The 12564-nt window shown below is 47.2% G+C and carries 9 protein-coding genes; 8 read left to right on the plus strand and 1 reads right to left on the minus strand.

Annotation, left to right across the window (positions count from 1 at the left end; translation table 11 throughout):
* Window positions 1-21 precede the first annotated feature (21 nt).
* From IQ257_RS13300 to IQ257_RS13330, 7 genes are all read left to right on the plus strand, one after another.
* Window positions 22-3036, plus strand: coding sequence for an FG-GAP-like repeat-containing protein (locus IQ257_RS13300; RefSeq protein ID WP_193933060.1), 3015 nt, complete (start codon window positions 22-24; stop codon window positions 3034-3036).
* A 257-nt stretch (window positions 3037-3293) separates the two neighbouring features.
* Entirely contained in the window at window positions 3294-5633 is a 2340-nt protein-coding gene (locus IQ257_RS13305; RefSeq protein ID WP_193876513.1) for a hypothetical protein, read from the plus strand.
* A 281-nt stretch (window positions 5634-5914) separates the two neighbouring features.
* Window positions 5915-6991, plus strand: coding sequence for a magnesium-protoporphyrin IX monomethyl ester (oxidative) cyclase (gene acsF, locus IQ257_RS13310; protein ID WP_193876515.1), 1077 nt, complete (start codon window positions 5915-5917; stop codon window positions 6989-6991).
* 183 nt (window positions 6992-7174) lie between these two features.
* Entirely contained in the window at window positions 7175-7891 is a 717-nt protein-coding gene (locus IQ257_RS13315) for a hypothetical protein (RefSeq protein WP_193876517.1), read from the plus strand.
* A gap of 177 nt (window positions 7892-8068) precedes the next feature.
* Complete coding sequence (locus tag IQ257_RS13320) at window positions 8069-9382, plus strand: hypothetical protein (RefSeq protein ID WP_193876519.1); 1314 nt, start codon at window positions 8069-8071, stop codon at window positions 9380-9382.
* 21 nt (window positions 9383-9403) lie between these two features.
* On the plus strand, window positions 9404-9823 hold the full coding sequence (locus IQ257_RS13325; RefSeq protein ID WP_193876521.1) for a hypothetical protein: 420 nt from the start codon (window positions 9404-9406) through the stop codon (window positions 9821-9823).
* 50 nt (window positions 9824-9873) lie between these two features.
* Window positions 9874-10539: a hypothetical protein gene (locus tag IQ257_RS13330; RefSeq protein WP_228060682.1), complete on the plus strand. Its 666-nt coding sequence runs from the start codon at window positions 9874-9876 to the stop codon at window positions 10537-10539.
* A gap of 77 nt (window positions 10540-10616) precedes the next feature.
* On the opposite strand, the gene IQ257_RS13335 is transcribed toward IQ257_RS13330, so the two are convergent.
* Window positions 10617-11441 (minus strand): metallophosphoesterase, encoded by an 825-nt coding sequence (locus IQ257_RS13335; RefSeq protein WP_193876523.1) that lies wholly within the window; start codon window positions 11439-11441, stop codon window positions 10617-10619.
* 195 nt (window positions 11442-11636) lie between these two features.
* On the opposite strand from IQ257_RS13335, the gene IQ257_RS13340 reads away from it, so the two are divergent.
* Complete coding sequence (locus IQ257_RS13340; protein WP_193876525.1) at window positions 11637-12548, plus strand: glycine betaine ABC transporter substrate-binding protein; 912 nt, start codon at window positions 11637-11639, stop codon at window positions 12546-12548.
* Window positions 12549-12564: the final 16 nt, after the last annotated feature.

Here is a 12564-nt window from a genome sequence, read left to right on the forward strand (position 1 = left end):
GTCAAGCAGACAATCTTGAAGATGAACCAAACCATACATTCCACCCCCAAAGTCCTCAATCACTCCACTACAGTTGTTTTTATTGATGCTGGCGTTGATAATTACCAGCAATTAGTGAATGGAGTTATTCCCACAGCCGAAGTATTTGTCTTAGATGCGGCTGCGAATGGAATTGAGCAAATTAGCCAAGTTTTACAACAGCGTCAGGATGTTAGCACTGTACATATTGTTTCCCACGGTGCGCCTGGTTGTTTGTATTTGGGAAATACGCAACTGAGTTTAGATACTTTCAACCGCTACGTGAGCCAACTGCAACAGTGGGATGTAGCTAATCTCCTACTTTATGGTTGTAACGTCGCGGCTGGGGATGCGGGAGCGGAATTTATCGCACGACTAGAACAACTCACTACTGCCAACATCGCCGCCTCAACTCAACGAGTGGGTAATGCTGGCAAAGGAGGCAGTTGGCAGCTTCAACAAGGCACTGTTGAGATTGCCGCAATCGCCTTTGTACCGGAAGTAGTACAGACTTATACTGGCGTTTTCGCCGACGTTACCTTTGACAGTGCTAACAACTTCGACGTGGGGCCGGATGGCTTAGTCCAGGGTCCCTCTTCCGTAGCGGTAGGGGACTTCAACGGCGATGGCAAGATGGACTTGGCCGCGGCGATCTCTGGCAACAGCAGCGTGAGTGTGCTGTTGAATAATGGCACGGGGGGCTTTAATCCTGCCTTCGCCTTCAGAGTGGGGCTGGGTGACTTTGCCCAGGGTCCCTCTTCCGTAGCGGTAGGGGACTTCAACGGCGATGGCAAGATGGACTTAGCTACGGCGAACTATCTCGGCAACAACGTGAGTGTGCTGTTGAATAATGGCACGGAGGGCTTTAATCTTGTCTTCACCTTTGGCGTGTCGCGTCCCCGTTTCGTAGCGGTAGGGGACTTCAACGGCGATGGCAAGATAGACTTAGCCACGGCGAACTTTCTCAGCAACAACGTGAGTGTGCTGTTGAATAATGGCACGGGGGGCTTTAATCCTGCCTCCACCTTCGGCGTGGGGTCGCGTCCTCATTCCGTAGCGGTAGGGGACTTCAACGGCGATGGCAAGATGGACTTGGCTACGGCGAACCGTGACGACAACAGCGTAAGTGTGCTGTTGAATAATGGCACGGGCGGCTTTAGTCCTGCCTCCACCTTCGGCGTGGAAGGTGAACCCTATTCCGTAGCGGTAGGGGACTTCAACGGCGATGGCAAGATGGACTTAGCTACGGCGAGCTTTTTCAGCAACAACGTGAGTGTGCTGTTGAATAATGGCACGGGCGGCTTTAATCCTGCATCCACCTTCGAGGTGGGTGAGTCTCCCTATTCCGTAGCGGTAGGGGACTTCAACGGCGATGGCAAGATGGACTTAGCTACGGCGAACTTGAACAGCAAAAACGTGAGTGTGCTGTTGAACACCACTGGTCTAAATACTCCCCCCACCGCCATTAACGACAGTGCCACCACCACTGAAGATGCCGCAGTTACCGTTAACGTCCTCGCCAACGATTCTGACCCCAACAGTGACCCCTTAACTATCACTGGCATCAACACCACAGGCACAATTGGAACCGTCACCCAAAACGGCAACGACCTCACCTACAATCCCGGTAACGCCTTCCAATCCCTTGCTGCTGGTCAGACTGCTACCACCAACTTTAGCTACAGCATTAGCGATGATAAAGGCGGTAACAACAGCGCCAATGTTGCTGTTACGATTACAGGCGTCAACGATGCCCCAACTGTTGCGTCGGCGATCGCCAACCAAGTTGCCACCGAAGATACTCCCCTTAGCTTTACCATTCCTGCCGATACCTTCAACGACGTAGATGCAGGAGACACCCTCAGTTATACAGCCACCCTGGAAAATGGCGACCCACTGCCCACTTGGTTGAGCTTCAACGCTGCTACTGGCACCTTCATTGGCACTCCCGCTAAAGAGAATGTGGGTAACCTCAGTGTTAAGGTGACTGCCACAGACAAATCTGGTGCTAGTGTCAGCGATAGTTTTGATTTAGCGATCGCCAACACCAACGACGCACCAACTGCTCTGAATCTCAGCAACAACAGCATCAATGAAAACATCACTGCGGGTAGTCCTGTCGGTACTTTCAGCAGCACTGATCCTGACACAGGTGATACCACCTTTACTTACACTTTAGTTTCCGGGACGGGAGATACCAATAACAGCGCCTTTAGCATTGACGGTGACCAACTGCAAATCAATGCTTCCCCTGACTTTGAAACCAAAGATAGCTACAGCGTCCGTGTCCAAACTGATGATGGCAATGGCGGTACTTTCGAGGAAGTCTTTACCATTGGTGTCAATGACATCGACGAAACTATCTACCTTACACCGAACAACGATATTTTCCGCGCAACTGCCAGTGCAGACCAATTTGATGGTTTAGAAGGCAGCGATCGCCTTTACGGTTATGCCGGAAACGATACCATACAAGGTGGTGACGGTAACGATATCGTCTACGGTGGCGATGATAACGATTATCTCCTAGGTGGTAATGGCAGCGATCGCCTCTACGGTGATGATGGTAACGATACCATCTACGGCGATGCTGGTAACGACATTCTTTATGGCGGAGAAGGTATTGACACCCTTTATGGCGGAGAAGGGAGCGATCGCCTCTACGGTGACAATGGTAATGATATCCTTCTCGGCGATATGGGTAACGACATCCTCTACGGTGGTGCAGGCGACGACCTAATCAATGGCGGAGAAGGGAGCGATCGCCTCTATGGTAACGCCGGAATCGATACCTTTGTTCTAGCATCAGGAATGGGTACAGATACCATCTACGACTTTGAAGATGGCATAGACTTACTCCAATTAGACGGTGGTCTCAGTTTCGGACAGCTAGAGATTAACCAAAGTGGCAGTTCTACTAAGATTAGCATCGCTGGAGAAACCTTAGCCACTTTGTTGAGAACTGATGCGACGCTAATTACCGAAGCTGATTTTACCAGCTCATTCAGTCTTGCATAGGATAGCGTATCACTTCCTACTCTAGTTTCAGACTTTCTCAATTCCTAACTTTAAAGGTGCGTTAATTTTGGTTAACGCACCCTTTCCTCTCCTTTTATTCTAATTCTCAACTCCAAATTTCACCCATTAAATACACCTCGCTCTTGAAACCATCTACCCAAACTTTCAGCGAGGAGTGCTTTGCTACCAAGAAGTATAACGCCAGGGTTTTTCCACCATAACGACTCATTTATTCCACCCTCATTTTCCTGCTTTAAATGACGGTCTTTCACTACCCAAACACTTCCTTTTTTCTGAGTCTGAAAACAGTACTCAATCGCACTCTTGTAGTCGGTTTAGCTGTCTCTGCCATGGCTTATCCAACTCCAGCCCTAGCGCAAACTAGCTCTCATACCCTTCCCGATCCTAGTAACCAGACTCCCTCCCCCCCTAACAGTTCCATTACTCCTGAAGAATCAAGCTTACCAGAAAAACTCAACTGGTCTACCAATGCTGCCGATCTTGAATTAACTTCGCCTAATTTAGCATCCGAATCTGCTCCTACCAATCCATCTTTAGAGGAAGATACAAATAGCTTACCCGCACCCTCTACTCAATCTCAGGAAGAAGAAACCGCCCCCACAACTGACCCCAACTACAGTATTCCACCTCGAGTTGCTCCGAACGAACGAATCAATCCTTCAACAACAACTCTCCCCCTCAATGACACCCCAATTACTCACCTCACCGAATGGGAATTTACAGGCGGGAAGACATTTACTGACACCACCGAAAGCGATCTTACTTTTAATGGCATTCTCAAACTAGACAGTCAAGTTGTCGAAAGCTTAACCCGAAACAATATTTATACCGTAGACCAAAAGGGCAGTTATGTTCAACTGCGTACTGTTCCCCGCCAAAGAACTGTTACCACCCGGACTACCGAACCCCAAACGATGACGGGGTTAGAATTGCAAATGAGTTTAACTGGGGCTTGTATTTTACCCAATTCTTCGGGTGGTGAACAATGTACCTATACTCCCGGTTTAGTAATCGATCGAGATAGTATTGACCCCCAATTCTTCGTTCCCACTCGCGTCTTTCAAACCTCTCAAGTTGGCGATGTTGTCACGCCCGAATCCTTAGCCGTTATACAACTTCCAGGATTTCAACGGGGAGCGAATGGTCAAGAAATTGGCTTAGACTTATATTTCCCTAATCTCGGTACGTTTCCAAGAGATAGCGACGTTGAAAAAAAGGAAATTGACCGAGACAAAGAAATTGATTACACAATCACCGGAACATTTTCGCAAGTCAGACAAGTTGTTAAAGCTAACGACACAGAAGCCGTTTTAGGGCGTACTATACGTGGTATCACTATCTTCGCAGACGACGAAAACCGCCTGAGCAATACAGCGTTACAACTCGGCGCTCAACTTTTACCCGATGTCATTCCCAACTTAGAAGGCAGTACAAATCCAGCTAACACTAATATTAATCGTAACTTATTTCTGGCTGCTAATAATACTCGCTTACCTGCAAGTAGTTTTACCATCTATTCAGCCGGGATTGGACGCGCAGACAGTTTAACTCCTGATATGACTGATTTAAGCCAAATTTCGACCGCTAATTATAATAGTCTTTGGCTCGGTCTTTCTCCAGTCATCGAGCGTAGTTTTGAAGCGGGTCAACTATTTTATGAAGCAAGGAGTACACCGAGAGTTATCGCCAATGCTGGTGCAGAAGGAGGTGCAGACACCGATATCGAATTATTTTCTGCGGTCAATAATGACCTATTTTCTACAGCTAATTTACAAGATTTTTATGCACAAATATATTTAGATTTTTTTGCCCAAGACGTTAACTACGTCAGCGAGAATATTTATCGTGAAGAAACTCGTTATTATCCTCACCTCAGCTTCACAGGGAATTTTACCAGCAGTCAGGATGTCATTCGCTACTATGCAGGCGTAATTGCTTCTGAAGAAGTTAAAGCCTATCTCGGTGCGGATTACACCAGAAACACCAGTAACGGCTGGAATTTTCGGGCAGGTGGCGTTGGTTATCTTAACCCAGATAGAGACTATTATAGTCAATTATGGGGCAGTGTTTCTAAAAGAATTTCTTTAGGTCAAGATGCGAATTTAATTTTGGCGACTGGTTTTAATTATGCCCTAGATCGGGAAACTAAAATTGGCGATATTGTCAGTATTTCACCTGCAAGCCAGCTAACAGCAAGCGCTCGTTTAAACTGGGGAATCGTTTCTTTAGGGTTAACCAACTACTTTGGCGATATCTTACCCAATTCCTATGAAAACCAACTGCTAGCCGATTTAACGATTCGCCCTAGCGATAATCTACGCTTATCTGCTTATTTCGCGCCGCTCGATGAAAACTCTAGTCGCTCTCGCTATGGCGCAAGTTTGCTGTGGAAACTAAGGGATGGTTACAATAGTCCAACCCTTTCGCTGAATTGGCAAAATCAGGACTATGACTATGGGACTGACGCATTTGGGAATAATTTGCTAGTGAATGATAATAGTTTCACCGTGCTATTTCGGGTTGGAGCTCCGGCTAATCCTTTTGCTCCTCCATCTGCTGATGCCAGCTCCCGTTAAAGGCTATCTTCGGTGCTACGGCTGATTAGAGCGTATTAACGTAACATAGAGACGTTGCCTGCCACGTCTAGGATGCCCTAGTAGCCGAATAAACGTAACGAAATATTAAGCAACTTTGCAACTCTTAACTTGAATAGCATTTTGCACTCACCAAGACCTTGGTAGACTCAATGATGCAGACTAGGATGAATGTGGGTGAAGTCAATCAGTACAGTTACCCGCTTTCTGCCGCACCAGCCAAGCCAGAATCGTAAGCAAAAGATTAAAGAACAACGTTTGACATGGTAGATACCCTTAAAAAACCTGTCTTTGAAGAGATGCGACCGGGAGTGAAAGTCCCATCGCAGGACACTATCCTGACGCCTCGCTTCTACACCACTGACTTCGATGAAATGGCGACGATGGATATCTCGCCAAACGAGGATGAGTTGCTGGCGATCCTAGAAGAGTTTCGTACTGACTACAATCGCCACCACTTCGTCCGGGATGCGGAGTTCGAGCAATCCTGGAATCACATTGACGGTGAAACCCGCCGCTTGTTTGTAGAATTCCTAGAGCGTTCCTGTACGGCAGAATTCTCCGGGTTCTTGCTCTATAAAGAATTAGGACGCCGCCTCAAAAACAAAAACCCCTTGCTGTCAGAGTGTTTCCTCTTGATGTCTCGGGATGAGGCGCGGCACGCGGGATTCCTGAATAAGGCGATGTCAGACTTCAATCTGGCGCTGGATTTGGGATTCCTCACCAAGAATAAGAAATACACCTTTTTCAAACCGAAGTTCATCTTCTACGCCACCTACCTGTCCGAGAAGATTGGCTATTGGCGGTATATCACCATTTACCGTCACCTAGAAGCCCATCCTGAAGACCGAATCTATCCGATCTTCCGCTTCTTTGAAAACTGGTGTCAGGATGAGAATCGGCATGGAGACTTCTTCGATGCCATCATGAAAGCCCAGCCCCATATTCTAAATGATTGGAAGGCGAAGCTGTGGAGCCGGTTCTTCTTGTTGTCGGTGTTTGCGACAATGTATCTGAATGACATCCAGCGGTCTGGTTTCTATAGGACGATTGGTTTGGATGCCCGTGAGTATGATAAGCATGTTATCCTGAAAACCAACGAAACAGCCGGACGGGTTTTTCCAGTGATGTTGGATGTGGAACATCCAGAGTTCTACGAGCGTCTGGAACTTTGTGTCAGGAATAATGAGAAGTTAAGTGCGATCGCATCGTCCAAAACTCCCAAATTCCTACAATTTTTCCAAAAGCTGCCTTTCTATATCTCCACTGGCTGGCAGTTGCTGAAACTGTACCTGATGAAGCCAATTGAAGTAGCTTCCCAACAGGCAGTCGTTCGTTAACGTAGTCTTATAAAGTTGGTCTCCGCTAAATTTAGATCTAGTCTCCGCTAAGGTTTAGATCTTCAAAGAAGGGCGGTTCTGCATCTGGCGGAACCCCCTTTTTTTGTGGCAACGGATTATGTAATGGATGAGTGTGAGTGAACGTCAGAACAAAAAATCCAAGTGATACAAAGGATTAAGAGAATGAGGCGGCAATGGCATAGGTTGCAGCTAGGAATTACCTTACTGTTGATAGCTGCACCTGCCTGGGGTGACGTTACTGAAACTCAACCCGAAATGACACCTAACCCAGCAGCAGAAGAGTTAGAGCTGGAATTAAGTCCGGAAATTATTGAAGATAGTCCAGTTTTACAGCGTTGGTTGCAAGAGGTGCCGAATGTCCTAGAAGATATTCGTCACGATCCTAGTTTTCGTACACGGTTGCGGCTAGGTTACTCCCAGTTTCCTTCTACTGATCAAGCGGGAGGATTTATTGTGGGAGTAGAGGATATATTTATTGGTCGCACCGGTTTAACGGTGAGTGGAGATTATCAAGCCTCATTTAATGAAGAACGGGAAACGGTTGGGGCAGACTTGCGTTATTACCTGCGTCCTTTAGGGAGTTATTTTAATGTTGCCCCTGTAGTGGGCTATCGGTATCTGGAAACGGAAGGTTACTCAACGGATGGCGTAAATGTTGGAGTGAGATTGCTGTTAGTTTTGTCTCGCACAGGTGCAGCAGATGTTTCGCTAACACAGAGTTTTGTATCTCCGGGTAGTAATGATGAAGTGGGGATTACAACCCTTTCCTTCGGCTATGCTGTTACCCAGAATTTGCGCTTGTCTACGGATATTCAGAAACAGAATTCTAGGGAAGAAAAGGATAGTCGCGTGGGAGTTGTTTTGGAATGGATGCCTTGACTGACTGAAGAATCGGGAGTCGGGAGTACGGTTAATCAACAGTAATCAGTACCTCAGCTACCCATCCGGATAGACTCGCACAACTCTGTATCAGTGACTAGAACACAAACAATATCTCTATCCCAGAAGCATCCTTCTGGATAGAGAAGTGTGGTGTGAGTTGTGTGAGGCTATTACATGCGTTTCCCTAGCGTTGCTGTTTTTACTGTAACTGCTTTAGTGGCTGGAGGGTTGACAGCCCAAGCAACTGAAAATCCGAGTTCTGAACATACCGTTTTATTCAACCCGACCTATAACAGTCGTGTTATAGCCCCTAATACTACTGCAAATGGACTAGAATCGCTCGCCATACTGGAAAAATCACCAGAACAGCCGTGGCTACAGTCATCGACAGTAGAGTTTCCTTCAACCTCTACAGAACCGACTTCATCCTCTCAAGAAGCTGTAGCACAAGTTGAGGCGTTAGAAGGTGCTATTCTCGCGGAAGTATCAAACCCTGATATCAATCCGCCTACCCTGCCAGCTTCAAATACTCCAGAAAGCGGGGAAAACGTATATTCCCAGCAAATGGAGGAGATTGCAGGGGTATCCCAAGCAGATGCCCTTCGCTCCGAGGAGTCCATTTCTGAATCAGCGTCCGACACCCATCAACTCGTTGCAGAGGTAGAACCTCAAACCAATGCAACCTGTTCTAGGTCAGGAGCTATAAACCCAGACTCCGTAGGCGATTCAGCTATCTATCAACTTGCTCAAGCAGGTAGCAGAACCCGAACTTGTCCGCGTCCTCAACCGATTGTACCCATTGCTATCCCCGAACCCTTTGAAGAGTCTGGTGCTTCACCAGCCTTGAGCATTTATATCCCAGTCGGGTATGGTGCAGACCAAAATACGGTCTTTCTCAACGGCAATTATCAAGCCAGCGTGCGAGAAGATGATGGTTCCGTCGGTGCAGGCGGTATTGGGATTGGTGTGGGTAATGCGGATAAAGCGGCTGGCTTGGAGTTATCCTATGCGTTGGAAACCACCGATGATGAATTCGGTGAAGGTGGCTTTAATGCGAAGCTGCATCGCCGATTTGGGCAAGATTTATCGGCTGCTATTGGTTGGAATGGCTTCTTAAATATTGGTCGCAACGACTTTGAACAGTCTAAATACGGCGTAATTACCAAAATTTTCCGCACTCAAGACTCTCTCAACGACTTTTTTAGTCGCGTGGCGGTGACAGTCGGAGTGGGTGACGGACAGTTCCGTTCTAACGGTGCGGTTGATGATGGGGTCAATAATGTTAATGTTTTCGGTAATGTTGCCATCCGAGTGGCTCGACCTGTCAGTTTTATTGCCGAGTGGACGGGACAAGATTTAGGATTGGGGCTTTCTATTGCTCCGTTCAAGAACATTCCCTTCGTCATTACCCCAGCCGTGCGCGACATAGCAGGGGCTGGCGATGATCCGCGATTTGTGATCGGTGCGGGTACAGCACTTCGGTTCTAAGTAGGAGGAGAAGCAAACCAAATGAATAGAATTAAATCTCTCAGTTGGGTGGTAGGTCTGTCAATGGTTGCCGGAATTCTCACCGCAGTTCCAGCTAGGGCTGACCGCAGTTACTCAGATATTACGGGAACTAATATCTGGAACAATACCGCACCAATCTTTGAAACTGATGGCACTTTAGACTCAGCCTTAATTGAGCGGGTGCAACAGCTTAACCAAGAGTCAGAACGAGTGTACCAAGCCTGTAATACTGCGATCGCTCAACTTGAACAAAATTCCCCAACTATTCGTCGATATTCCCGACAGCCAGGAAATGAAACCGCCGCCGTTCCTGTCGCCTGTCGGCAGTTGGAAGAGTTGAGGGCAGAAGCCCAAACATTGAAACTTACCTTAGACGAAGCTGTACGTTCCCGGTCAAATCCTGCTTTTCTTCCTTGGTAATTGCTAGTATTCCCAACCCATTCCCCAATCAAAGGAGATGCTATTGACAAATGAGACATTTTAACAGTAAGACCCTAGCTAGTATATCCTGGTTAATGGGAGCGATAGCGAAGCGCTGCTGCGAAGCGCAGATCGCAGCCGCATTGGTTAGTTCTTTGGCAGCACCCGTGCAAGCGCAGGATATGTTTGAAAATCGGGCAATTCAGTTTTCAGAGGATACCATCGTCGAATTTGAATTCCTGCAATCCCACGGTTCCTACCTAGCCACCTTAGGCGTTCGTAATGAAACGACAGGGGAAGAAACTGTTCTTTTTAGAGAAATCAAAGCCTACGATGCCTTTGGTACAGGACAGGTTCAGGGTTCCTCTCGCGGTCAAAATGATCTGGGTTCCCAATCCGATTTTGTCGGCACCGTCAATGGCGGAACTGTAGCCAGCCGCTTCAGTGAGTTCACCTTCAAAGCGAACAACCGCTATGTTTTCTTCCTAGAATCTGTTAGCCCCACCGGTCAAACGAGACGCAACATCCTCTCCACCCAAAACTTTACTCGCTTTATGGGTAGCTTGGATGGCGGTAGCACCGGCAACATCACCGGCACCCGCCTTTCCTGGGAAGATGGCGGACAGGTGGAAGTAGGTAGCGATGATGACTTTGATGACTTCGTGATTGAAGCGGGCGGTTATCTAGTTGATTTCAATTGTCCGCCTATTCTTTAATATCGGGAGTTGAGGAGTTAGGAGTTCAGCATAGTCTGGGATTCTCGAAATTGTGCAATCTCCTACTCCCTACTCCCCTAAACCAGAGTAATTACAGTAACCTCCGGAGGACAAAACAGCCGTCCAGGTGCATAGGTTCCCAAACCGCGATTGACATACAGCCGATTTGCACCCACCTGATGCATCCCCTGTGTCCATTCCCAATGCTTGACGACTGTAGAACATTCTCTTAAAAAAGGGACGTAGCGGTGCAGGCATCTGGGGAGATTTCGCCTAAGTATGGGCAGCAATAGAGCGGCAGGTCCAAATCCTGGAATCACCACCTGCCCTCCGTGTGTATGACCCGATAGTTGCAAATCGACCCGCCATTGCTGTAAGAATTCGGCAGTATCAGGGTTATGAGATAATACGATACGGGGTAGTTTGGGGTCAAGTTGGTTCATGACAGGGGCGGGATTGAACTCTCGCGACCAAAAATCAGCAAGTCCCACGAAGGGCAATCCTGCTCCGAGGGGATAGGCAATTTGATTCCATAAAACCTGAATACCAATGCTAGTTAGGGCTTGTGTAACGATGGATTGGGCGTGACGTACTAAAAAGTCGTGGTTTCCTAGTACGGCGTAAACTCCCGCACGGCTTTCTAGATTCTTTAAGCGCAGCACGAGTTGGTGAATGGGTTCTGGATTGTCGGTGATGTAGTCGCCTGTCAGCAGGACTAAATCCGGTTCAGCCTGATTGCTAACTTCAATTGCCTCTATCAGCATCTTGTCCGATAGCCGGAAACCATCGTAATGCAAATCTGAAAGTTGTACGAGTTTTGTGCCTCGCAGGGATGGTGGTAAATTAGCGATCGCTATCGTTATTTTGTCAACACTTAATGATCCCGAAAATACCCATTGCATATGGCTGATAGTTAGTTATCTCACACGAGCCATTCAAGCATAGCTCAGAGAGAGAGTTTTCTTTTGAGTCTAAGCTATGGGCATTTTTATTGAATTTGAGCCTAAAATCCGGAAGACTAGCTGGGAAATAGCAGGAACAGTAAAATCCTGCTGGAAGTTGGTAAACTGTAGCCAAACCTAGGATTTTTCAGGTTTATGCTCCGAATACACCGATTCGTGACTTTGAGCTTGCTGGCTGTTTGCGTCATGCTAATAGCGATCGCTTGCAATACTAGCAGCAATGGTGGAGCGATTAAAGTCGGCTCGAAAGATTTTACCGAGCAGTTTATTTTAGGAGAAATGTATGCTCTGGTACTAGAAGATCAGGGCTTTGAAGTCGAACGCAAGCTTAACCTCGGTGGCACACCCGTAGCACAGGCGGGTTTAGAAAGCGGTCAAATCGATTTATATCCCGAATATACAGGAACGGGTTTATTAACAGTGTTAAAGCAATCGGCAAAGAGTGATCCGCAGCAAGTGTATCAAACTGTTGCTGATGCCTACAAAGAGAAATTTAATCTCGTTTGGCTGGAACCCGCACCGATGAACAATGCTCAAGCACTGGTAATGACTCAAGACGGTGCCGAACAATACGCTATTAAGACAATTTCCGATATGGCAAATAAAGCCAGTCAGTTAACCCTGATTGGACCTCCAGAATTTGAGGCGCGTGAGGATGGGTTGCCCGGTTTGAAAAAAGCCTATGGTGACTTTCAGCTCAAAAATTTCATTCCTGCCGATCCAGGTTTGCGATATCAGGCATTGAATGAAGATCAAGCTGATGTAGCAGTTGCCTTTGGTACAGATGGCGAGATTAGCGCGTTTAATTTAGTTGTACTTGAAGATAATAAAAATATCTTTCCTCCCTATCAAGTTGCTCCAGTCGTGCGTGCAGAGGTATTGGAAAATAATCCAGGTATTCGGGAGGCACTAAATTCACTAGCTCCCAAATTGACGACTGAAACAATGCAACGGCTGAATTACGAGGTGAGTGGCAACAAACGCGAACCGGCGGAAGTGGCGAAAGAATTTCTCACGCAAGAGGGATTATTGAAAAAGCCTTTCTGACTCAAGACTTGATTGG

The sequence above is a fragment of the Coleofasciculus sp. LEGE 07092 genome (assembly GCF_015207375.1).
Lineage (GTDB): Bacteria > Cyanobacteriota > Cyanobacteriia > Cyanobacteriales > Coleofasciculaceae > LEGE-07092.